The organism is Rhodococcus sp. IEGM1339 (assembly GCF_050321925.1).
Taxonomy (GTDB): Bacteria; Actinomycetota; Actinomycetes; order Mycobacteriales; family Mycobacteriaceae; genus Rhodococcus; species Rhodococcus pyridinivorans.
The window spans coordinates 539,129-561,592 of record NZ_JBNQFT010000001.1 but is presented as its reverse complement, the minus strand read 5'-3'; the positions used below and the strand labels follow the sequence as shown (position 1 = coordinate 561,592).

At 68.5% G+C, this 22,464-nt stretch carries 18 protein-coding genes and 1 pseudogene; 11 read left to right on the top strand and 8 right to left on the bottom strand.

Annotated elements, in window-relative coordinates:
* From ACQR3U_RS02690 to ehuA, 5 genes and pseudogenes are all read left to right on the top strand, one after another.
* On the top strand, positions 1–424 hold a 424-nt coding region (locus tag ACQR3U_RS02690; protein ID WP_428692114.1), incomplete at its 5' end, for an IS1634 family transposase.
* 24 nt (positions 425–448) lie between these two features.
* Positions 449–1,213 (top strand): annotated as a pseudogene (ehuB, locus tag ACQR3U_RS02685) (ectoine/hydroxyectoine ABC transporter substrate-binding protein EhuB); the annotation flags it as partial.
* Between the two features lie 16 nt (positions 1,214–1,229).
* Positions 1,230–1,964 (top strand): ectoine/hydroxyectoine ABC transporter permease subunit EhuC, encoded by a 735-nt coding sequence (gene ehuC, locus ACQR3U_RS02680; RefSeq protein ID WP_230809609.1) that lies wholly within the window; start codon positions 1,230–1,232, stop codon positions 1,962–1,964.
* A complete protein-coding gene (ehuD, locus tag ACQR3U_RS02675; protein WP_006554720.1) occupies positions 1,961–2,605 on the top strand; it encodes an ectoine/hydroxyectoine ABC transporter permease subunit EhuD in 645 nt (214 codons plus the stop codon). The genes ehuC and ehuD overlap by 4 nt, the downstream gene beginning before the upstream one ends.
* Before the next feature lie 61 nt (positions 2,606–2,666).
* Positions 2,667–3,431 carry an ectoine/hydroxyectoine ABC transporter ATP-binding protein EhuA gene (ehuA, locus tag ACQR3U_RS02670; protein ID WP_230809639.1) on the top strand — a complete coding sequence of 255 codons (765 nt, stop codon included), beginning with the start codon at positions 2,667–2,669 and terminating at the stop codon, positions 3,429–3,431.
* A 9-nt stretch (positions 3,432–3,440) separates the two neighbouring features.
* Here ehuA and ACQR3U_RS02665 read toward each other — a convergent pair whose 3' ends face one another.
* Complete coding sequence (locus tag ACQR3U_RS02665) at positions 3,441–4,988, bottom strand: adenylate/guanylate cyclase domain-containing protein (RefSeq protein ID WP_230809608.1); 1,548 nt, start codon at positions 4,986–4,988, stop codon at positions 3,441–3,443.
* Positions 4,989–5,030: 42 nt separating this feature from the next.
* Here ACQR3U_RS02665 and nucS point away from each other — a divergent pair, with 42 nt between their 5' ends.
* A complete protein-coding gene (nucS, locus tag ACQR3U_RS02660) occupies positions 5,031–5,705 on the top strand; it encodes an endonuclease NucS (protein WP_006554723.1) in 675 nt (224 codons plus the stop codon).
* 2 nt (positions 5,706–5,707) lie between these two features.
* On the top strand, positions 5,708–6,031 hold the full coding sequence (locus tag ACQR3U_RS02655) for a hypothetical protein (protein WP_006554724.1): 324 nt from the start codon (positions 5,708–5,710) through the stop codon (positions 6,029–6,031).
* A 238-nt stretch (positions 6,032–6,269) separates the two neighbouring features.
* Here the strand turns inward: ACQR3U_RS02655 and ACQR3U_RS02650 are convergent, their stop codons facing one another.
* The 3 genes from ACQR3U_RS02650 to mce form a co-directional block, all read right to left on the bottom strand.
* The gene (locus ACQR3U_RS02650; RefSeq protein WP_372477507.1) at positions 6,270–6,941 is read right to left on the bottom strand and encodes a MerR family transcriptional regulator; all 672 of its coding nucleotides are present in this window, start codon (positions 6,939–6,941) and stop codon (positions 6,270–6,272) included.
* Positions 6,942–6,997: 56 nt separating this feature from the next.
* Entirely contained in the window at positions 6,998–8,242 is a 1,245-nt protein-coding gene (locus ACQR3U_RS02645) for a hypothetical protein (RefSeq protein WP_033096418.1), read from the bottom strand.
* An 83-nt stretch (positions 8,243–8,325) separates the two neighbouring features.
* Complete coding sequence (gene mce, locus ACQR3U_RS02640) at positions 8,326–8,811, bottom strand: methylmalonyl-CoA epimerase (RefSeq protein ID WP_033096419.1); 486 nt, start codon at positions 8,809–8,811, stop codon at positions 8,326–8,328.
* 104 nt (positions 8,812–8,915) lie between these two features.
* Here mce and ACQR3U_RS02635 point away from each other — a divergent pair, with 104 nt between their 5' ends.
* The 3 genes from ACQR3U_RS02635 to ACQR3U_RS02625 all read left to right on the top strand — a co-directional run bounded on the left by ACQR3U_RS02635 (position 8,916) and on the right by ACQR3U_RS02625 (position 11,578).
* Positions 8,916–10,106 (top strand): acetyl-CoA C-acetyltransferase, encoded by a 1,191-nt coding sequence (locus ACQR3U_RS02635; protein WP_024100503.1) that lies wholly within the window; start codon positions 8,916–8,918, stop codon positions 10,104–10,106.
* A 105-nt stretch (positions 10,107–10,211) separates the two neighbouring features.
* Entirely contained in the window at positions 10,212–10,571 is a 360-nt protein-coding gene (locus ACQR3U_RS02630) for a DUF3817 domain-containing protein (protein ID WP_006554730.1), read from the top strand.
* A 116-nt stretch (positions 10,572–10,687) separates the two neighbouring features.
* Positions 10,688–11,578, top strand: coding sequence for a tetratricopeptide repeat protein (locus ACQR3U_RS02625; protein ID WP_064853153.1), 891 nt, complete (start codon positions 10,688–10,690; stop codon positions 11,576–11,578).
* Positions 11,579–11,636: 58 nt separating this feature from the next.
* Here the strand turns inward: ACQR3U_RS02625 and ACQR3U_RS02620 are convergent, their stop codons facing one another.
* Genes ACQR3U_RS02620 through ACQR3U_RS02610 form a run of 3 tightly spaced genes read right to left on the bottom strand, consistent with a single transcriptional unit; the run spans position 11,637 to position 17,339 of the window.
* Entirely contained in the window at positions 11,637–13,085 is a 1,449-nt protein-coding gene (locus ACQR3U_RS02620; protein ID WP_230809607.1) for a neutral zinc metallopeptidase, read from the bottom strand.
* Positions 13,086–13,113: 28 nt separating this feature from the next.
* The gene (gene glgB / locus ACQR3U_RS02615; protein ID WP_372477505.1) at positions 13,114–15,324 is read right to left on the bottom strand and encodes a 1,4-alpha-glucan branching protein GlgB; all 2,211 of its coding nucleotides are present in this window, start codon (positions 15,322–15,324) and stop codon (positions 13,114–13,116) included.
* Positions 15,321–17,339 carry a maltotransferase domain-containing protein gene (locus tag ACQR3U_RS02610; protein ID WP_024100506.1) on the bottom strand — a complete coding sequence of 673 codons (2,019 nt, stop codon included), beginning with the start codon at positions 17,337–17,339 and terminating at the stop codon, positions 15,321–15,323. Before ACQR3U_RS02610 ends, glgB begins: the two co-directional genes overlap by 4 nt.
* Before the next feature lie 486 nt (positions 17,340–17,825).
* Here ACQR3U_RS02610 and glgP point away from each other — a divergent pair, with 486 nt between their 5' ends.
* A complete protein-coding gene (gene glgP, locus ACQR3U_RS02605; protein WP_230809606.1) occupies positions 17,826–20,402 on the top strand; it encodes an alpha-glucan family phosphorylase in 2,577 nt (858 codons plus the stop codon).
* A 22-nt stretch (positions 20,403–20,424) separates the two neighbouring features.
* Here the strand turns inward: glgP and ACQR3U_RS02600 are convergent, their stop codons facing one another.
* Positions 20,425–22,452: an ATP-dependent DNA helicase gene (locus tag ACQR3U_RS02600; RefSeq protein ID WP_230809605.1), complete on the bottom strand. Its 2,028-nt coding sequence runs from the start codon at positions 22,450–22,452 to the stop codon at positions 20,425–20,427.
* Positions 22,453–22,464 lie beyond the last annotated feature (12 nt).

Sequence of the window (22,464 nt, the reverse complement as noted above, 5' to 3'; positions counted from 1 at the left end):
AGGCCGGCGACTGGATACTGCGTCGCTCGAACGAGCCCGGATGCTCGTCGGGCTGAAGGGATATGTCACCAATCTTCCTGTCTCGCTGATGGACCCGGGTGAAGTCATCGGTAAGTATCACGAGTTGTGGCATGTGGAGCAGTCATTTCGGATGTCGAAGTCGGATCTGCGGGCACGGCCGATCTTCCACCGCACCCGCGACGCAATCGAGGCGCACCTGACCGTGGTGTTCACGGCCTTGGCTATCTCACGGGTGGTGCAGGAACGCAGTGGGCTCGCGATCGGCAAGGTCGTCAAGCTGCTGCGGCCGCTGCGGTCGGCGACCATCGCGATCAACGGAACCCGGCACACGTTCCCGCCGCAGGTCGAGGCCGATATGCAGGTGCTGCTCGACCGGATTTCAGGTACCGAAGTCACGCACTAACGAAATGAGCCAACTCGGGTCGAACGGCTCCAGCAGGAAGGCACCGTCACCGTCGGGTTCGCCGGCGAGGCACCCTACAGCTTCATGCAGGACGGCGAACTCACCGGCGCCACCGTCGCTCTGCACCGCGAGATCTTCAAGAACCTCGGCATCGACAACGTCGAAGGTGTGGCCACCGACTTCGGTGCGCTCATTCCCGGCCTGCAGGCCGGACGATTCGACGTGGTCAGCGCCGGCATGTCGATCCTCCCGCAGCGTTGCGAACAGGCACTGTTCAGCGAGCCGGAGTTCAACTACACCACCGCGCTCATGGTCCCGCAGGGCAACCCGGAACAACTCGCCGACATGCAGTCGATCGCCGAGAGCGGCGTCCGGATGGCCGTCATGACCGGCGCGATCGAAGCCGACTACGCGGCCGCCCTCGGCATCGACGCGATGCAGGTGGCGTCTCCCCAGGACGGGATGGATGCCGTCGTCAACGGACGCGCCGACGTCTTCGCCCTGACGGGTATCTCCTTGAACTGGATGAAGCAGAACAACGAGGGTGCGCCCGTCGACGTCACCGAGTCGTTCGTCGCGGAGATCGACGGGGTACCTCAGGTGGGCGCCGGCGGGACGGTCTTCCGCAAGGAGGACACCGAACTGCGCGACGCCTACAACGAGGAACTGGCGAAGATCACGTCCGACCCGCAGAAGTACCTTTCGATCGTCGGCGACTTCGGGTTCACGGAGGCCGAGATGCCCGATCCGGGGCTGACGACCGAGATGCTCTGCGAGGGCGTTTCCTGATCTCGGCTGCGTCGTAATGGATTTCGGTTCGAAGATCGAACTGCTGTGGAACTGCTCCCCCCAACTGTTCGACGGTCTGCTCGTCACCGTCGAATTGACCCTGGGGAGTGCGGTCTTCGCGTTCCTGCTCGCAGTGGCCCTCGGGCTGGCGGCAGGCGCGAAGAACCTCGTCCTGCGTGGCAGCGCGAGAGTGTTCATCGAGTTCTTCCGTGGCACTTCGCTTCTCGTGCAGCTGTTCTGGTTCTTCTATGTTCTGCCGTTATTCGGGTTCCGGCTCGAATCGATCGTGTGCGGGATCCTCGCGCTGTCGCTCAACTACGGCGCCTACGGAGCGGAGGTGGTGCGCGGTGCGATCGCCTCGGTGCCGAAGCCGCAAATCGAGGCGGCGACAGCGCTGAATTTCGGCTACTGGCAACGCATGCGACGGGTGGTCTTCCCGCAGGCCTGGGCCGAGATGATCCCGCCGTTGACCAATCTGCTCATCCAGCTGCTCAAGGGAACAGCACTGGCGAGTTACATCCTCCTGCAGGACCTCACGTTCCAGATCGAGCAGCTCCGTAGAGGCAGTGGCGACACCATCTTCGCGTTCGGTGTGGGGTTGGTGCTGTACTTCGTGCTCGGCTATCTGCTGACGCTGCTGATGAATGCGCTCGAGGTGCGTGCGAAGAGCCGACTCGGGACCGGTCCGACGCTCCGTGAGATCTTCGGGCTCGCCCCGGTCTTCGATCAGCCGGTGGGGGCACGCTCATGACCGTCGACTGGAGTTGGCAACGCGCGGCCGACGCGCTTCCGGTACTGCTCGAAGGATTCCGGATCACCCTGCTGGCCACGGTCCTCGGATTCGTGGTCGCCGCGGTGCTGGGGCTGGTCGTGGCCGTCGCCCGCCGCTCGTTGCCGAAGGTGCTCGCGACGGCGCTGTCCGCCGTCGTCCAGTTCATCCGGCTCACACCACTCGTGGTGCAGCTCCTGTTCGTGTACTACCTGCTCCCGCAGTTCAGTGCGCTGCAGATCGGCATCGCGGTACTGGGGATCCACTACTCGACCTACATGGCCGAGGTGTACCGGGCGGGCATCGACGCCGTGCCGAAGGGACAATGGGAGGCGTGCCGCGCCCTGTCGTTGTCGCCGATGCGTACGTGGCGTGCGGTGATCCTGCCGCAGGCCGTGCGCCGTGTCGTGCCCGCGCTGGGCAACTACGCGGTGTCCCTGTTCAAGGACACCCCGTTCCTGTTCACGATCTCCGTCGTGGAGATGGTGACCGCAGCCCAGCAGTTCGGTGCGCGCAACTTTCAGTACCTCGAGCCGCTCACGCTGGCCGGCCTGATCTTCCTCATCGCCAGCTACCCGACGTCGTTGCTCGTCCGCCGATTGGAGCGTCGCCTTGCCTATTGAGATGCACAAGGAAGCCGGTGCCGACGGCGACTCGCTTCCCGCCGCCAGCTCCGATGGATCCATGATCCGTTTCGACTCCGTGGTCAAGAGATTCGGCGACCACGTAGTACTCGACCACTTGGACTTCACCGTCGCCCCGGGGGAACGGGTCACGTTGATCGGTCCGAGCGGTTCGGGCAAGACGACCATCCTGCGCCTGCTCATGGCCCTCGAGAAGATCGACGACGGTGTGGTGTGGGTCAAGGGCGAACCACTCAGCCACGAACGCAAGGGGACGCGTCTCGTCCCGGCCTCCGAGCGCTACCTGAGGACGATGCGCCGCAGCATCGGCATGGTCTTCCAGCAGTTCAACCTCTTCCCCAACATGAACGTGATGGAGAACCTCACCGAGGCTCCGGTCCACGTCCTCGGTCGCAGTAAGGCCGAGGCACGCGACCGTGCGCGGGAGCTGCTCGCGATGGTCGGTCTGTCCGACAAGGAGACCGCCCACCCCACGCAACTGTCGGGTGGTCAGCAGCAGCGGGTCGCGATCGCCCGTGCCCTCGCGATGGATCCGGAGATCCTGCTGCTCGACGAGGTGACCTCGGCCCTCGACCCCGAACTCGTCGCCGATGTGCTGGACGTGCTGCGGACGATCGCCGAGACGACCGACATCACGATGCTGATCGTGACGCACGAGATGCACTTCGCCCGCGACGTCTCCGATCGAGTGCTGATGTTCGATCGGGGTCGCATCGTGGAGGAGGGGCCGCCCGAGCGCATCTTCACCAGCCCCCGGGAGGAACGCACCCGCAAGTTCCTCGACGCGGTGCTGGCGGGAGAGTGAGGCCTGCCGTCAGTCCGCGCGCGGAATCGCCAGGCGCGTCGGCTCGGAACGACCGCGCAGGGTGATCTCCTCACCCAGTTCCCACCGTGCGCGTTCGTCCTCGGGGGCGAGCTGCACGGTGCGGGCCGACGCCGCGACGTAACCCGGAACGGTCTTCGCGAGATCCGACAGCCTCGCTGCTTCGTTGACCGGATCGCCGATCACGGTGTACTCGAAGCGTTCCTGCGCGCCGATGTTCCCGGCGACCGCACGACCTGCCGTGACCCCGATACCCGCGCGACACTCCGGGACTTCCTCGGCGAGGCGTCGCGCCATCCTCCTCGCGGCGCCGAGCGCGGAACCGGCGGCGTTGTCGAGGGCGACCGGCGCCCCGAAGATCGCGAGCGCGGCGTCGCCCTCGAACTTGTTGACGAATCCTTCGGCCGCGTGCACCTCTTCGACGACGACCGCGAAGAAGCGGTTGAGCAGCGCTACCACCTCTGTCGGTGGGCGACTTGCGGCCAGCGCGGTGGACCCGACGATGTCGACGAACAACACCGCGACGTCCCGTTCCTCACCGCCGAGGACACCGGGATTGGCCAGCGCCGCAGCCGCGACCTCCCGTCCGACATGGCGGCCGAACACGTCGCGCAGTTTCTCGCGTTCGCGCAGGCCTTCGGCCATCCGGTTGAACCCCGTCTGCAGCTGCCCCAATTCGGTTCCGTCGTAGACGACGACCGCGGTATCGAAATCGCCCGACGCGATGCGCTGCATCCCGGTGCGCACCGATTCGATCGGCGCGATCGTCGACCGGATCGTGAGGAACATCAGCAGCGAGCCGGTGAGCAGACCGAGTCCGCCGATGGCGAGGATCGTGATCGCCAGGCGCGTCGATGTGACGGGACGGATGAAGCTGAACACCGCGATGAACAGCAGACCGACAACGGGCACCGCGCTGCCCAGGGCCCACGCGAGCATCACGCGTCCGGTGGTGCCGGCCAGGCGCGGGCGACGAGGCGTCCCGACCTCGAGCGCGCGCGCCGCGATGGGGCGCAGCGCGAAATCGGCGAACATGTACGCGAATCCGCACACCGTGACACCGGCCAGGGTGATGGTCAGCGCGACCTTCGGGATCGTCTGCGGGTCGATGACTCCGAACCCGGCGGTGAACAGGATCAACCCGATGAACCACAGTGCTCCCTGCTGGAGGGTGGTACGCCAGGGCATCCGCAACGCGATCCGCTGTTCCTGCGGGGTGGGCGGCCGGTTCTCCAGCGCCCACCGCAGCCTGCGGAGGGTCGCCCGGGTACCGAGCACCGATCCGACCATGACGGCCGAGACCACGTAGACAGGAGCGAGGATCGCGGTGATGACGAGGAAGTCGGAGGTCAGTACGGACGGGCCCGGGATCACGACGTTGATGAGAGCGGCCACGATCAGGGCACCGACGAGATGCGTACCGATCAGGGAGAACGTCAACAGGGTCTGGATCCTGATGCGTTGCCGTCGGATCGGTTCGGCAGGCTCTCCCAGGATGGCCGATCCGAGCGGGGCCGTGCGGTGACTGCGTGCGGGCATGGTCGTTCGAGACTAGTCGAGTGGATCCTCTAGGGTGGCTGTGTGCGTCTTGTGATTGCCCGTTGCCGTGTGGACTACATCGGACGCCTGACGGCTCATCTGCCGACGGCCCGACGTCTCCTCCTCGTCAAATCCGACGGTTCGGTGAGTGTCCACGCCGACGACCGTGCCTACAAGCCCCTGAACTGGATGAGCCCACCCTGCTGGCTCGAGGAGGAGTCCGTCGAGGACGCCGAGGCCCTGTGGGTGGTCACCAACAAGGCAGGCGAGCAGCTGCGCATCACTCTCGAAGAAATCGACCACGATTCGAGCCACGAACTCGGTGTCGACCCCGGTCTGATCAAGGACGGTGTCGAGGCGCACCTGCAGGAACTTCTCGCCGAGCACGTCGAGACCCTCGGGACGGGCTTCACCCTGATCCGGCGCGAGTACCCCACGGCGATCGGACCCGTGGACTTGTTGTGCCGCGATGCCGACGGAGCGACCGTCGCCGTGGAGGTGAAGCGTCGCGGCGAGATCGACGGCGTGGAGCAGCTCACCCGGTATCTCGAACTGCTCAACCGGGATCCGCTGCTCGCACCCGTCAGCGGCGTGTTCGCGGCTCAGCAGATCAAGCCGCAGGCACGGACGCTGGCCACGGACCGCGGCATCCGCTGCCTCGTGCTCGACTACGAGGCGCTGCGGGGCACCGAGAGCACCGAGTTCAGATTGTTCTGATCGTGCCGCGCCGCAACAGATCCCGCACCGGCCGCAAGCGCGGTGGGGCGACCGACGAATCCCCGACCTATTTCGGGGCGACGGTGCGCACCGAGAACGGTCCCGCAGGGGCCGAAGGTGAGCGTTTCACCGTGCGCACCGTGCCGGGTTCGCGTGCCACCAAGCCGTACCGGTGCCCGGGATGCGATCACGAGATCGCGCCGGGAACACCCCATGTCGTCGCGTGGCCCACCGATGCGCTCGGCGGTGCGGAGGACCGGCGGCACTGGCACAGCGGATGCTGGGCGGGACGCGGGACCCGCCGACCGACCCGACGCTGGTCCTAGCCACCCTCACCGGTCGCTGCACGCCGGTCCGAGGGCACCCGTCAGCGGACGGTGCCCGGCGCGGACGCTCGCGGTGCGGTGTCGCGGTCGGCGATCGCCCGACGCACCTCGTGGACGGCCGTGCGGATGATGTCGCGGTAGGGATCGTCGGGGAGCGCGGACAGGTGGTCCTGCGCGCGGTCGAGGTGTTCCGTGGCTGCCCGGAACGATCCGAGACGATGGAAGTCGTCGGCCAGGTTCAGGTGCAGGCTCGGATAGAAGCCCGCGACGCGGAGAGATTCGTGGTGTTCCCGGGCGCGCTCGTCGGTGAGGGCATCGGCAGCGTCGAGGGCGCGGACATCCCAGACCAGGGACTCGGCGGGATCGTCGTACAGGTCGGATCGGTGGGCGCGAGCGTCCGGGTGGCGAGCCGGTACCGGTCTGTGGCGGTCAGCCTCACGCAGCCGGATCCGGTTTCCATGTGCACGCCGTTCAGTACCGGGATGTCGGGGTCGTGACCGGTGGAGGCGGAGACCTGATCGACGGCGCCGGCAAGGACGGGTCCCGGCACCGTGCAGATCACGCGGCGCGATTCGGCACGCAGGGACGCCGCGAGGGTCTCGGCGGCCCGTCGGAGCCGCTCGGCCTCCGTGGTTATCCCGGTGACGTGGTCGTCGAGCAGTCGCGCGGCCTCGTCCGTGTCGGCGGCGAAGAACTCACCGATGGCGGGCAGCGGCATCCCGATCTCCCGTAACTGCCGCAGCCGGCACGCACGCGGGACCTGGGAGCGGCTGTAGAACCGGTATCCCGTCGACGGATCGACCTGCTCGGGACGCAGCAGGCCGGCATCGTCGTAGAACCGCAATGCGCTCGCGGTCAGTCCGACGAGCTCGGCGAACACGCCGATCGACATCATCTCCGGGTCGGTCACCGGCCCATCATGGAGCTTCGACCGACTCGAAGGTCAAGCCCGACGGCCGGCGACCGTCAGTTGCGGACCTTGCTGGCCACGGCGGGCGAGCGACCCTGCACACCGGAACCGACCGAGGGGGAGCGATTCGGTGCCGAGGGGTTCGGCGTGCGTGGAGTGGACTGGGATCCCTGTGCGCCGCTGTTCGGCTGCGCGGCCGAGTTCGGGTCGGAGGCCGAGCCGGAGGCATCGCTCTTCGGGATCCGCGCCGTCCGGTCGGCCTGCGGCATGGGCGTGGTCTTGTCGGTCTGCGGCAGCGGCGCGGTCTTGTCCGCCTTCGCGTCGGCCTCGGGGGATGCCGGCTCCTTCGGACTCTCGTCGTCCGAACTCTGCTTGTCGCCCCCCTGCTTGTTGTCGCGCGCCGTACCGAGGACGGTCGTGCGGGGCTCGTCGAGGGAGATCTCCCGGTCGAGCAGTTCGCCCTCGCGGTTGATGCCCGCGAGCAGCGTGGGGACGTCGTCGAGCTGCTCGCGAACGGCGTCGAGCTGGCCGAGGATGCGTCCGCGCAGCACGCGGAGCTCCTCGGTGAGGTCGCGCGCGTTGGCAACCTTCCGCTCGGACTGTTCGGTGGCGCGGGCGAGCCGTCGTTCGGCTTCCTGCGTGGCTTCCTCGATGCGGCGCTCGGCTTCGGCCTTACTCGTCCGTTCGAGTTCGTCGAGGGCTCCGAGCAGCTTCGTGCGACGCTCGGACATCGTGATCTCGAAGTCCTGCTGCACCTGCTCGCGCTTGGCCTCGGCCTCGGCGTCGAGTCGCTCGGCCTCCGCGCGGGCAGCAGCCACGATCCGCTCGGCCTCGGCGCGGGCCGCAGTCATCGTCCGCTCGTGCTCGGCCGCGAAGGCGACGCGGGTGTCCTCGAGTTCGGCGAGCTTCTTCTCGTAGTCGCCCCGGAGGCGGATGCCCTCCTGCTCCGCCAGCGAGATCATCTCGGCGGCGTCGGCCTCGGCGCGGGCCCGCAGCTCGGAGGCCTCGTCGGAGGCGAGACGCAGCATCCGGGAGATGCGGTCGCTCATGCCCTCGGCGGTGGTGGGCGGCACCGACAGACGGTCGACGTCCTTGCGGAGTTCGTCGATCTCGTTGCGGGCGTTCTCGAGCTGACGGGCCAGATCGCGGGCCTGCGCGGCGGCGGCGTCGCGGTCGGTGGCAGTCACGCGCAGCTCGGCCTCGAACCGGGCGAAGTAGTTGGTCACCTCGTCGCGGTCGAATCCCTTCCGCACGATGGAGAACGGCAGGTGGCTGGGTGCGCGATCACGATCGAAGACCATGGAGACAATCTACCCGGTCCCTGCGGGTACGCCCCGGATGCGCTCCCGCCCCATCCGTCTTCGGGAGCGCACCGGAACGGCCGTCAGTGAGCGGGATGTGCAGCCGGCTCGACGAGCTCGACGAGGACGCCGCCCGCGTCCTTCGGATGCAAAAAGTTGATGCGCGAATCGGCGGTGCCGCGACGGGGTGCGTCGTACAGCAAGCGGACGCCGCGCTCACGAAGCGCAGTGGAGACGGCATCGATGTCGGAGACGCGGTAGGCAAGCTGCTGCAGACCCGGGCCATTGCGGTCGATGAACTTCGCGATCGTGGATTTCTCGTTCAGCGGGGCGAGCAGCTGGATCATGGTGGACCCTTCGAAGGTCCCCGGAACGGCCAGCATCGCCTCGCGCACGCCCTGCTCCTCGTTGACTTCCTCGTGGGTGGACACGAGACCGAGGTTCTCGGCGTACCAGGTGAGAGCGGCATCGAGGTCGGGCACTGCGATGCCGACGTGATCGATGGCGGTGACGAGTCCGGAAGCGAGAACGGACGCCGCCGGAGCGGATGTGGGAGAGGTCTCGGTCATGCTCTAGACGGTAGCGGTACCGTTGAGTGCACTCCTATCGGGATTCAGGTGAATATCCGAGTGGAGTTTTCCGATCACATGCCGATCTTTCGGAGGAATGTCCCGTGAGCAGTTCTGTCATCGTCGCCGGAGCCCGTACGCCCATGGGGCGTCTTCAGGGCTCGCTCAAGGATTTCTCCGGATCGGATCTCGGTGGCGTGGCGATCTCCGGTGCGCTCGAGCGCGCCGGTGTGGCTCCTGAGCAGGTCGAATACGTCATCATGGGCCAGGTGCTCACCGCCGGCGCCGGCCAGATCCCGGCCCGTCAGGCGGCCGTCGCCGCCGGCATCCCGATGGACGTCCCGGCGCTGACCATCAACAAGGTGTGTCTGTCGGGCATCAACGCGATCGCGATGGCCGACCAGCTGATCCGCGCGGGCGAGTTCGACGTCGTCGTCGCCGGCGGCCAGGAGTCGATGAGCCAGGCCCCGCACATGCTCGAGAAGTCCCGCGCCGGCTTCAAGTACGGCGACGTGACCCTGCGCGACCACATGGCCTACGACGGTCTGCACGACATCTTCACCGACCAGGCGATGGGCAACCTCACCGAGTCGGCCAACTCCGGCGACCGCTTCGTCTCCCGCGAGGAGCAGGACGCCTTCGCCGCCGCCTCGCATCAGAGGGCCGCCCGCGCCTGGAAGGACGGCCTGTTCGAGGACGAGGTCGTGCCGGTGTCGATCAAGCAGCGCAAGGGCGACCCGATCGTCTTCGCCGCCGACGAGGGCATCCGCCCGGAGACCACCACCGAGTCGCTCGGCTCGCTGCGTCCGGCCTTCTCGAAGGACGGCACCGTCACCGCCGGTTCGGCCTCGCAGATCTCCGACGGTGCCGCCGCGGTCGTCGTGATGAGCAAGGCCAAGGCCACCGAGCTCGGGCTGAGCTGGATCGCCGAGATCGGCCGCCACGGCGTCGTCGCCGGACCGGACTCGACCCTGCAGTCGCAGCCGGCACGGGCGATCGCCAAGGCCTGCGAGCGTGAGGGCGTCGACCCGAAGGACCTCGACCTGATCGAGATCAACGAGGCGTTCGCCGCCGTCGGCATCGTCTCAGCCCGTGAGCTGGGCATCGATCCCGCGAAGGTGAACGTCAACGGCGGTGCGATCGCGCTCGGCCACCCGCTCGGCATGTCGGGCGCGCGCATCGTGCTGCACCTGGCGCTCGAGCTGAAGCGCCGCGGCGGCGGTGTCGGCGCTGCCGCCCTGTGCGGTGGTGGCGGCCAGGGCGACGCGCTCATCGTGCGGGTGCCCGAGAACTGACCCCTTTCTCTAAAGCATGATCACGGCCCCGGCGCAAGCATGCCGGGGCCGTGATGTCTCTCACTGAACTACGGCTTGTCGTAGGCCTTTCGGCACAATGGCCGCATGACCAACATCCTCGACGTGTCCACGCCCGCGAAACGATTCCGGCTGATCGCGATCTGGGAAGCGGTGACCTGGCTCGCCCTCCTGATCGCCATGTTCTTCAAGTGGGTGCTCGGCTACGAAGAGGCCATCGCGATCCCGGGCATGGTGCACGGCGTGGCCGGCTTCATCCCGTTCGTGCTCATCGCGCTCCTCACGGCGTGGTCGTTGAAGTGGGATCTCAAGACGACCTTCCTCGCCCTCGTCTCGAGCGTGCCCCCGTTCGGCACGATCGTCTTCGAGCGCTGGGCCGTGCGCACCGGTCGCCTCGGAGAGCTGTCCGCTCCCGCCACCCGCGAGGACGCCACCGCGACCGTCTGACCTCACGGCGACGTCCCCCCGGTCCGCGCAGCACGATTCGGACCACTCGTGACAAAATGGTGGACGTGACTCGACCCGGTTCCCGTCCAGCACGTTCTGCCGCCGTCGCCGCGGCGATGTCCGGCGCGGTGGATCTCTCACCGCTCAAGGAGAGGGCCTCCGCGCCGCCGCCTCCGCCTCCGTCCGGTGGCGACGGCGCCGCACCCGGTGCCATCGCCCCGATCGTGGACGTCACCGAAGCGACGTTCGAGACCGAGGTGCTGCAGCGGTCGATGCAGGTGCCCGTGATCGTCGACCTGTGGGCGACCTGGTGCGAACCGTGCAAGCAGCTCTCACCCGTTCTCGAGAAGCTCGCGAACGAGGCAAACGGTGCGTGGGTCCTTGCGAAGGTCGACGTCGACGCGAACCCGCGGATCGCCCAGGCCTTCGGCGTCCAGTCGGTGCCCACGGTCGTCGCTATCGCGGCCGGCCAGCCGCTCGCCGACTTCCAGGGCGTGCAGCCCGAGCCCGCGCTGCGTCAGTGGCTCGACGCCATCCGGAACGCCGTCGCAGGCAAGCTGTCGGGCCCGCCCGGCGCCGAGCCGGAGGAACAGCCCGCCGACCCGCGTTTCGAGGCTGCCGAGCAGGCACTCGAGAACGGCGACTTCGAGGGCGCCGAGGCGGCCTACCAGCTCGTCCTGAACTCCGAGCCGAACAACACCGAGGCGCAGGCCGCGCTGCGCCAGGTGCGTTTCCTGGCCCGCGCGAGCAAGATTCCCGAGGATGCGATCGAGCGCGCCGATGCCGCTCCGAACGACCTCGAAGCCCAGTTCACCGCGGCCGACGCCGAACTGTTCGCGCAGCAGCCGGAGGCGGCCTTCGGTCGTCTCATCGAGTTCGTGCGTCGCAGCGCCGGGGACGAACGCACCGCGGCACGCACCCGGCTCCTCGAACTGTTCGAACTGTTCGATGCCGCGGATCCGGTCGTGGTGGCGTCGCGCCGCAAGCTCGCGATGGCCCTCTACTGATCCGTACCGATCCGCCGGACCGGCCGCTCACCACTCGTGGTGGGCGGCCGGTGTCGTCTCAGCGGTAACGGCCGGTGCAGGCCGCCTCGCCGCCGAGGACGCCGGTGCGGAAGGCATCCACCCGCGCGAACCCGCTCGGCACCGTGTTGCCGTTGACGTCGCTCGCGGCCAGACCGTCGGTGAGCAGGCCCGAGACCGCCTCGTCGAGGTCGCCGGGGGACAGCCACACCAGCACCTGGCTCGGGTCGACGTTCGAGGTGAGGGTGCTGTCCGGGCTCAGCGCGGCACTGATGACCCCCGACAGGCACGCCGCCCGCAGCGCCGTGCGCGGCTCGGTGAGCGACTGGCCGGCCTCCTTCTGCACCGCGAGAGCGTAGCGGGAGGCGACGAGCACGTAGGCGTTGTAGTCGCCGCGGACACCGGGATCGAAGCCGCTTCCCGGCGGGGTGGCCGTACCGCGCTCGCTCAGTGCCTCCATGTCGACGCCCACGGTGTTCGTCGCGGGGCAGTACGACACCGGTGAGGTGGCCCGGGCGTCCGAGCACCCGAGGTCGGCGCCCGACAGATCGAGTTGCGGCAGGGCGTCCAGGTCGAAGACCTGGTGGAACGACTCGAAGATCGCCTCGACCGACTCGTCGGTGACCGGCAGTTCGCCGTCGTCTGCGGAGTTGTAGTACTGCGGCAGGTCGGCGCGGCGCGACTCGATCTCGGCGGCGTCGATGCGTGCACATGAGCCGGCCCCGTCGGTGAATCCGATCTGCACGGCCGTCACGCGTTCGAAGGCCGAGCCGTGGATCGAGTCGGGGTCGTTCGGATCGGCGTCGCGGAAGAGCACCATCGACGCGAGCACGTTGTTCAGCCCGTCGGAGGTGTCGAGCTGGAAGTGCGTCGACCGGCCCTCCGCGACGTGCCGCATGAACGCACCGGCGAAACAGTCGGCCTGCTGCTCGAACACGATGCCGGGGTCGTCCTCGGCGACCAGCCCCGCCGTGTGCTGGACGGCGTGCCCGTATTCATGAGCGAGGACCGTCACCGCGGCCATCGGTCCGAAGCTGTCGATGAGCTGCGGCATCAGGTAGGTGCGGTCCCATCCGATCTCGTCACCACCGCTGCAGTAGGCCGCGTTGATGAAGTCGTAGGTGGGTTTGCCGCAGAAACGCGGGCCCCGTCGCTCGGACGGATCCCACGACACGATCGTCTCGACCGGGCGGAAGGTGCCCCGGGCGACCGACGCGAACTCCTGACGCCAGTACTCCTCGATGTCGGCGATCGCGTTGCCGGCCAGGACGTCGACGGGACCGCCGTCGGTGTTCTCGATCTCGATGTCCGCATCGGGCACCCCGCTGCGCGGACCCGACGCCCCGGAGGTGACGGGCAGCCCCGCCACGGTGAAGGGGTTGTCGTAGATCGACACCGCCGTTCCTTCGATCCGCTGGGCGCAACCCGCCAGCAGGACGACGGTCAGTGCGGGCACCACCAGTCGCGCGAACCGGTGCGTCCGTCGCATGTCGTTGTGCTCCTGTCGTCGGGCAGCGTCACCTCCGCAACGACAACCAGATGGCACCGTGCGCAGGCAAGGTCACCCGAGCCGAGGCGGGACGCCCGTGCCACGAATGTTCGTCGGCCTCCACGGCCCCGAAGTTGCCCGCTCCGTTGCCCTGGTAGGCGGTCGCGTCCGTGTTGAGCACTTCCTCCCACGTGCCCGGTTCGGGCAATCCGACACGATAGTCGCCGTAGGTCGTGCCCGAAAAGTTGTGCAGGCACGCGACCACCGAGCCGTCGCTGCCGTAGCGCAGGAACGACAGGACGTTGTTGTGCGCATCGTTGGCGTCGATCCACGAGTATCCGCCGGGCGTGGTGTCGAGCGTGTAGAGCGCCGGGTGCGAGCGGTAGATGCCGTTGAGATCGCACACCAGGCGGTGGATACCGGCGTGGAGCGGTTCGTCGAGCTGCCACCAGTCGAGGCCGCGTTCCTCGGACCACTCGGCGACCTGCCCGAACTCCTGGCCCATGAACAGCAACTGCTTGCCGGGATGCGCCCACATGTAGGCGAGCATCGACCGCAGGCCGGCTGCACGCGTGGCGTCGTCGCCCGGCAGTCGCGTCCACAGCGTGCCCTTGCCGTGGACGACCTCGTCGTGGCTGATGGGGAGTACGAAGTTCTCGCTCCACGCGTACACGAGCGAGAACGTGATCTCGTGGTGGTGGTAGGTGCGGTGCACGGGATCGCGGCCGAGATAGCCGAGGGTGTCGTGCATCCAGCCCATGTTCCACTTCATGCTGAAGCCGAGCCCACCGACGTTCGTCGAGCGGGTCACACCCGGCCAGGAGGTCGACTCCTCCGCGACCGTCACGATCCCCGGATAGTGCTTGTGGACGGTGGCGTTGAGTTCCTGCAGGAACTCAACGGCCTCGAGGTTCTCGCGCCCGCCGTAGATATTCGGCGTCCAGCCGCCCTCGGGGCGCGAGTAGTCGAGGTACAACATCGAGGCCACGGCGTCGACGCGCAGACCGTCGATGTGGAACTCCTCGATCCAGTACAGGGCGTTGGCAACGAGGAAGTTCCGCACCTCGGGCCGGCCGTAGTCGAAGACGTAGGTGCCCCAGTCCAGCTGTTCGCCGCGGCGCGGATCGGGATGTTCGTACTGGGGGCTGCCGTCGAAGCGCGCGAGCGCCCACTCGTCCTTCGGGAAGTGGGCGGGCACCCAGTCCATGATCACGCCGATCCCGGCGGCGTGGAGACGGTCGACGAACGCGCGGAACTCGTCGGGAGTGCCGAACCGGGAGGTGGGAGCGTAGTAGGAGGTGACCTGGTAACCCCACGACCCGCCGAAGGGATGCTCGGCGACCGGCAGCAGCTCGACGTGCGTGAAACCGGTCTCGAGGATGTACTCGGCGAGCTGATCGGCGAGTTCGATGTAGTTCAGGCCCGGGCGCCACGAACCGAGGTGCACCTCGTAGACCGCCATCGGTTCCTGCCAGGGCTGCGCTTTCTCGCGGGTCGCGACCCAGTCGTCGTCGTTCCAGGTGTAGCGACTCTCCGTGACCCTCGACGCGGTCGCGGGGGGCACCTCGGTGGCGAACGCCATCGGGTCGGCCTTGTCGCGGACGGATCCGTCGCGGCCGTGCACCCGGTACTTGTACAGCGTTCCCGGTTCGACACCGGGAACGAAGACCTCCCAGACACCGCTCGAGCCGAGCACCCGCATCGGGGCGGTGCGTCCACCCCAGCCGTCGAAGTCGCCGACGACGGTGACCCCGCGTGCGCCCGGTGCCCACACGGCGAAGGACGTGCCCGTCACCGGGCCGTCCGGGGTCTCATAGGTCCGCGGATGGGCGCCGAGCACCTCCCACAGCCGTTCGTGCCGGCCCTCGCTCAGCAGGTGACGGTCGAGCTCGCCCAGCGTCGGCATGAAACGGTAACCGTCCGCGACGACCTCGACGTGATCGAACGGGTAGGTCACCACGAGCCGGTAGTCGGCGAGATCGAAGACCGGGATCAGGGCGCTGAAGACGTCCTCGCCCACGGGTTCGAGCGGATGGTCGCGACCACCGATCCGGGCGGCGACCTTCTCGGCCCCGGGGCGCAGTGCCCGGATGACCGTCCCCTCCGGATGCGAATGGGCCCCGAGCACCGCGTGCGGATCGTGGTGCTCACCGGCGGCGAGCAGGTCGAGGTCCTCCGGTCGCGGGCTGTGGCGCCGGCGCGGAACATCGGCGCCCGGCGTCTGGGGCGGCACGGTCACGACTGCCTCCTGTAGGCGAGCGTTGTGCGGGTGGGGATGCCGATCGGGGGCAGGACCAGGATGTGCGCCACCGCCCGCCACGGCTCGAGGCGCACGTAGTTGGCCTGTCCCCACGAGTACTGTTCCCCACTCACCTCGTCGTAAACAGGGAAGTGGTCGTGCCAATCGTGCCCGATCGCCGGCATGTCGAGCCAGACCGTGCCCTGTTCGGCCCCATAGGGGTTGAGGTTGATCACCGTGAGGACGCAGTCCCCGGTGGACGGATCGAACTTCGAGTAGGCGATGAGCGCGTCGTTGTCGACGTGGTGGAAGGCGATGTTGCGCAGTTGCTGCAACGCCGGATGCGCGCGCCGGATGCGGTTGAGGGTGGTCAGCCACGGTTCGAGCGACTCGCCGCGCCGGCGTGCCTCGTCGTATCGGCGCGGCCGCAACTGGTACTTCTCAGAGTCGAGGTACTCCTCGCTGCCCGGCCGCACCGCGAGGTGCTCGAACAGTTCGTACCCCGAGTACACGCCCCACGAGGGAGCCAGGGTGGCGGCGAGCGCCGCGCGCAGCGCGAACATGCCCGGTCCGCCGTGCTGCAGGGTCTCGTGCAGGATGTCGGGGGTGTTGACGAACAGGTTCGGCCTGGCCTCGTCGGCCTTCGCGGCGATCTCGGTACCGAACTCGGTGAGCTCCCATTTCGCGACCCGCCACGTGAAATACGTGTAGGACTGCGTGAATCCGCGTCGCGCGAGCCCATACATGCGGGCGGGCCGGGTGAACGCCTCCGACAGGAACAGCACGTCGGGATCGGTGCGCTTGATCTCGGCGATGAGCTGCTCCCAGAAGTTCGGGGGCTTGGTGTGCGGATTGTCGACGCGGAAGATGTCGACGCCCAACCGGATCCAGTGCCGGACCACGCGCAGGACCTCGGCGTAGATGCCCTCGGGGTCGTCGTCGAAGTTGATCGGATAGATGTCCTGGTACTTCTTGGGCGGGTTCTCCGCATACGCGATCGTGCCGTCGGGCAGCACGGTGAACCATTCCGGATGCTCACGCGCCCACGGGTGGTCGGGGGCGCACTGCAGGGCGAGATCGAGGGCGACCTCGAGCTCGAGTTCCTTCGCGCGGGCGACGAAATCGCGGAAGTCCTGCTCGGTGCCGAGTTCGGGGTGGATGGCGTCGTGGCCGCCCTCGTCGGAACCGATCGCCCAGGGCGACCCGACGTCGTCCGGGCCGGCGACGAGGGTGTTGTTCGGTCCCTTGCGGTTGACCTTACCGATCGGATGGATCGGGGGGAGGTAGACGACGTCGAAGCCCATCGCCGCGATGCGCGGCAGATCTGCGGCGGCCGTGGCGAAGGTGCCGTGCCGCGGGGTTCCGTCCTCGTACCAGCCTCCGGTGGACCGGGGAAAGAACTCGTACCAGGAGCCGAACAGCGCGCGGCGACGATCGGCGAACGCCGTGAACGCCTTTCCACGCGTGATCAGCTCGCGGAGCGGATGGGCGCGGAGGATCTCGGTGACGTCGGGGGCGAAGGCCGGGGCGATGCGCTCGGCCAGCGGACGGTCGGAGCGCAGGGACGCAGCGACCGCGAGGAGAGCGGGACGGTTGCCGCGCGGTGCGCCTTTCGCGGCCTTCTCGAAGATCCGTGCGCCGACCTCGAGGTCGTTCGCGAGTTCGGCGGCGTCCTGCCCGGCGTCGGTCTTCGCGGTGACCGCGTGCCGCCAGGTCGCCACCGGGTCGCTCCACGCCTCGACCCGGTAGGTCCACGCACCGACGCTCGTGGGGGAGAAGGTGGCGTGGAAGGTGTCGGGTTCGGTGCCCGGAACCATCGGGATCCGCACCAGCCTGCCGGCGGATTCGGGATCGTCGGCCGGTCCTCGAACGGCGAGTGTCGCGGCGATCGCGTCGTGGCCCTCGCGCCACACCACGGCGGAGACCGGCACCACCTCCCCGACGACCGCCTTCGTCGGATAACGCCCTCCGTCGATGGAGGGTTGTACGTCGTCGATGGCGAGCCGACCTGTCACGCTAGCTCCGTTCCGTGCGGGTCCGGGTGGACGAGCAGGGCCGATGGGGGCAACGACCGTGTCTCGAACTACCGTAATGGAGGTCGTGCCGCGCGGCTGTGCATGCGGCGGGACCCGCGAAGGATCCCCTCTGCAGCGGCGAAATTATCTGTAACTCACCGTTCACTTCAATTGACCGGACGGCAACACCCCGCTCCCTACTGTTTGTTCTGCAAGAGGACAACAGCCTCCTCGGAGGCACGACGAAGGGAAGAACACATGGGTCTGGTTGCCGGGCTGATCGGAGTCGTCGGAGACCTGCTGCACCTGCTCCTCGGCGGACTCTGAGTCCACCGGTCGACGGGAGGTCGGCCGCAGGAGAGAAGGCCCCGCGGTGTGGCCCTCTCCGGGTGCCGGGCGATCCTGTCCGCGACCGGCATGGATCCGGGCACATGAGATCCGCCGCCCGGCCGTCACGAAGCTCGGTCGGTCGGTAGTGTGCACCCCGTGAAAGCACTGCGCCGGTTCACCGTACGAGCCCATCTTCCCGAGCGGCTGGCTGCGCTGGGAGCCCTGACGGCCAACCTCAGATGGTCGTGGCACCCGCAGACCCAGGACCTGTTCGAATCGGTCGACCCGGACCTGTGGCGCCGGTGCAGCAATGACCCTGTCCGACTGCTCGGCGAGGTGCCGCCGGCCCGACTCGATGCGCTCGCCGAGGACGGCGACTTCCTCGCCCGGCTCGACGCCGCTGCCGCCGACCTCGAGCACTACCTCACCCGCCCCCGCTGGTTCCAGGAACAGCAGGAGCGCGGCACGACACTGCCCGCCGGCATCGCCTACTTCTCCATGGAGTTCGGTGTCACCGAGGTGCTGCCGAACTACTCCGGCGGCCTCGGAATCCTTGCCGGCGACCACCTCAAGGCCGCCTCCGATCTCGGCCTGCCGCTCATCGGCGTCGGCCTGCTCTACCGGTCCGGCTACTTCCGGCAGTCGCTCAGCGCCGACGGATGGCAGATGGAGCACTACCCCTCCTACGACCCGCAGGGCCTGCCGCTGCGACTGCTCACCGAGGCCGACGGCACCGCCGCGCTCGTGCAGGTCGCCGTGCCGGGCGGGCGCACACTCGACGCGCGAATCTGGATCGCCCAGGTCGGGCGCGTCCCGCTGCTGCTGCTCGACTCCGACATCCCGTCCAACGACGAGGAGCTGTGCGGGGTCACCGACCGCCTCTACGGCGGCGACCAGGACCACCGCATCAAGCAGGAGATCCTCGCCGGCGTCGGCGGTGTCCGCGCGGTGCGCGCCTACACGCGCATCCACGGCCTGCCCGACCCCGATGTCTTCCACATGAACGAGGGACACGCGGGCTTCCTCGGCGCCGAACGCATCCGCGAACTCGTCACCGGCGCCGGACTCGACTTCGACGAAGCGCTCGCCGCCGTGCGGGCCGGCACGGTCTTCACCACCCACACCCCCGTGCCCGCGGGTATCGACCGCTTCCCGATCGATCTCGTGCGCCACTACTTCTCGGGCACCAACGGCGAGAACGAGTCGGCACTGTTGCCCGGCCTCACCGTCGACCGCATCCTCGCGCTCGGACGCGAGAGCAACCCGAACGTGTTCAACATGGCACATCTCGGTCTGCGCCTCGGCCAGCGCTGCAACGGTGTGTCGAAGCTGCACGGCGAGGTCAGCCGCGGCATGTTCGAAGGACTGTGGCCCGGATTCGACGCCGCCGAAGTGCCCATCGGCTCGGTCACCAACGGTGTGCACGCCCCCACCTGGGCCGCGCGCGAATGGATCGCGCTCGCCAACCGCCTCGCCGGACCCGACCGCGTCGAGGAGGCCCGCGGCTGGGAACTGCTCCAGACCATCGACCGCAAGGAACTGTGGTCCACCCGGAACGCGCTGCGCGCCCAGCTCGTCGCCGAGGTGCGTCGCCGGCTGCGCGAGTCGTGGCTCGAACGCGGCGCCACCGAGGCCGAACTGGGCTGGATCGAGTCGGTCTTCGATCCGAACGTCCTCACCGTCGGGTTCGCGCGGCGCGTGCCCACCTACAAGCGCCTCACCCTGATGCTGCGCGACCCCGAACGGCTGCGCGCCCTGCTGCTCGACGACGAACGGCCCGTGCAGCTCGTCGTCGCCGGCAAGAGCCACCCCGCCGACGACGCCGGCAAGGCGCTCATCCAGCAGGTCGTGCGGTTCGCCGACGAGTACGACGTGCGGCACCGAATCGTCTTCCTGCCCAACTACGACATGTCGATGGCCCGCTATCTGTACTGGGGTTGCGATGTGTGGCTGAACAACCCGCTGCGCCCGCTCGAGGCGTGCGGTACGTCGGGCATGAAGTCGGCTCTCAACGGCGGTCTCAACCTGTCCATCCGCGACGGATGGTGGGACGAGATGTTCGACGGCGAGAACGGCTGGGCCATCCCCACCGCCGACGGGGTCGACGCCACCCGCCGCGACGATCTCGAGGCCGCCGCGCTGTACGAGTTGCTCGAACGCTCGGTGCTGCCGCGCTTCTACGACCGCGACTCCGACCGTGTGCCGGCCCGCTGGATCGAGATGGTGCGCCACACGCTCGAGGATCTCGGCCCGAAGGTGCTCGCCTCGCGCATGGTGCGCGATTACGCCGTCGACTACTACATCCCCGCGGCCGCGGCAGCCTCGAAGGTGACCGCCGACGACTACGCGGGTGCGCGGGCGCTGGCCGACTACCGGCACCGCATCGAGGCGGCGTGGCCGGGAGTGCGTGTCGCGCAGGTCGATTCGACGCCGATTCCGGACGTGCCGCAGATCGGTCTGCCGCTGGGGCTGACCGCGCACGTCCAACTCGGCGACCTGACCCCGGAAGATGTCGAGGTGCAGGCCGTGGTCGGACGCGTGGGCTCCGACGACACGATCGGCGACCCCGTCACCGTACCGATGCAGTACATCGGTACCGACCCGCTGGGAGAGGAGTTCACCGCGACCGTGCCGCTGCCGCTCGCCGGCGCCGTCGGCTACACGGTGCGGGTGCTGCCCAGGCACGGGCTGCTCGCCTCACCCGCCGAACTCGGCATGGTCGCGCTCCCGTAGGAGATCAGGACCCGCCGGGTGCTCAGCCGCGCAAACGCGTGAGTGCCCGGCGGACTACCGCCGGATCGGCCGTCTCCCAGAACGGCGGCAGCGACGCACGCAGATAACCGCCGTACCGTGCGGTCGCCAGGCGCGAGTCGAGCACCGCCACCACGCCCCGGTCGTCGGTGCTGCGCAACAGTCGCCCGACACCCTGCGCCAACAGCAGAGCGGCGTGATTGGCGGCGACCGCCATGAACCCGTTGCCGCCGCGAGCCTCCACGGCGCGCTGCCGGGCGACCAGCAGCGGATCGTCGGGGCGGGGGAACGGAATCCGGTCGATGATCACCAGCGACAGCGACGGGCCCGGAACGTCGACGCCCTGCCACAGCGACAGGGTGCCGAACAGGCTCGTCGCGTCGTCGGATGCGAACTTCTCGACCAGCGCGCCGGTCGCGTCGTCGCCCTGGCACAGGATCGGCGTGTCGAGACGCTCGCGCAGCGCCTCGGTGGCGGCCTTCGCGGCGCGCATCGAGGAGAACAACCCGAGCGTGCGCCCCTCGGCGGCGGTGACCAGTTCGGCGATCTCGTCGAGATGCGAGGGCGGCAGACCGTCGCGGCCGGGTGGCGTCAAATGCTTGGCGATGTAGAGGATGCCCGCCTTCGCGTGATCGAAGGGCGACCCCACGTCGATCCCATTCCACGCGAGATCGCCCTTGTCGGAAGGAGGTTCGGCACCCGACGCGGAGGTGGTGTCGCTGCGGGCCGGCGACTGCGGCGGCAGACCCCAGTTGACCGCGAGGCCGTCGAACGACCCGCCGACCGTGAGGGTCGCGGACGTGAGGACGACGGTGGACTCACCGAACAACCGGCTGCGCAACAACCCACCGACCGACAGCGGCGCGACCCGCACGGTGCGGCGCGCGTTGCCGCGGAACTCGTCGGCGGCAAGCCACACGACGTCGGGTCGCTGCGAAGGGTCTCGCTGCTCGAAGGTCGTCAGCACCCGGACCGCGCAGTCGTGCACCTCGTCGATCTCCGCGAGCGCCTGACTGCGGGCCGCGGCGACCTCGGGATCGGTGCCGGGCTTGGCCGGTCCGATCGCCGTGTGTACGGCCCAGGCGGCATCGCGGATCGAGGCCAGCGCGGCCGCCGCGCCCTCGGGCATTTCGTCCCAGCGCCCAGCTGGCAGTTCTTCGAGGAACGACTCCCAGTTCTCGGCGGCACCGTCGAGCCGGTCGATCTCCTGGTCCTCGACGAGCTTGACGCAGCGCCGCGCAGCCGCCGACACCGTGCCCGGCGACAACTCGGCCGTGGCGACGTTCGTGATCCGATCGACGAGTTCATGGGCCTCGTCGACGACCACGACATCGTGCTCGGGCAGGATCGAGATGCCGGTGATCGCATCGATCGCGAGCAGCGCGTGGTTGGTGACGACCACGTCGACCTGCGCGGCCTCGGCGCGCGCGATCTCGGCGAAGCAGTCTTCTCCCACCGGGCACCGCGACTTGCCGAGGCACTCGCGGGCGGTGACGGACAGCTGACGCCACGCCTGATCGGAGACACCGGGGGACAGGTCGTCGCGGTCGCCGGTCTCGGTGGTGGACGACCACTCCGTCACCCGCCGCACTTCGCGGCCGATGCGCGAGAGGGCGAACGCGTCGAACAGTTCGGCGTCGGGCGTCTCCTCGGCGAGACCGGTATGAATCTTGTTCAGACACAGGTAGTTTCCGCGACCCTTGAGGATCGCGAAACGCGGGCGACGGCCGAGCGAACCGGCGAGGGCGTCGGCGAGTCGCGGCAGGTCGCGCTCGACGAGCTGCCGCTGCAGCGCGATGGTCGCGGTGGAGACCACCACGGTGCGACCCGTCTTCACCGCGTAGCGGATGCTCGGCACGAGATAGGCCAGCGACTTGCCGGTACCCGTGCCGGCCTGCACGGCGAGGTGTTCGCCGGTGTCGATGCTGTGCGCGACGGCCGAGGCCATCGTCAGCTGGTTGCGCCGCTCCTTACCGCCCAGCGCGTGCACCGCGGTTCGCAGCAATTCTGGGACTTCGGGGAGATCCGGCACCGGCACAGGCTA

Excerpts from the sequence above, each read along its gene's own strand:
- mce (WP_033096419.1), bottom strand. The coding sequence starts at position 8,811 with ATGACCGAGACCTCTCCCACATCCGCTCCGGCGGCGTCCGTTCTCGCT.
- ehuC (WP_230809609.1), top strand. The coding sequence starts at position 1,230 with ATGGATTTCGGTTCGAAGATCGAACTGCTGTGGAACTGCTCCCCCCAA.
- ehuD (WP_006554720.1), top strand. The coding sequence starts at position 1,961 with ATGACCGTCGACTGGAGTTGGCAACGCGCGGCCGACGCGCTTCCGGTA.
- ACQR3U_RS02665 (WP_230809608.1), bottom strand. The coding sequence starts at position 4,988 with ATGCCCGCACGCAGTCACCGCACGGCCCCGCTCGGATCGGCCATCCTG.
- ehuA (WP_230809639.1), top strand. The coding sequence starts at position 2,667 with ATGATCCGTTTCGACTCCGTGGTCAAGAGATTCGGCGACCACGTAGTA.
- ACQR3U_RS02625 (WP_064853153.1), top strand. The coding sequence starts at position 10,688 with ATGTCCGGCGCGGTGGATCTCTCACCGCTCAAGGAGAGGGCCTCCGCG.
- ACQR3U_RS02645 (WP_033096418.1), bottom strand. The coding sequence starts at position 8,242 with ATGGTCTTCGATCGTGATCGCGCACCCAGCCACCTGCCGTTCTCCATC.
- ACQR3U_RS02620 (WP_230809607.1), bottom strand. The coding sequence starts at position 13,085 with ATGCGACGGACGCACCGGTTCGCGCGACTGGTGGTGCCCGCACTGACC.
- ACQR3U_RS02630 (WP_006554730.1), top strand. The coding sequence starts at position 10,212 with ATGACCAACATCCTCGACGTGTCCACGCCCGCGAAACGATTCCGGCTG.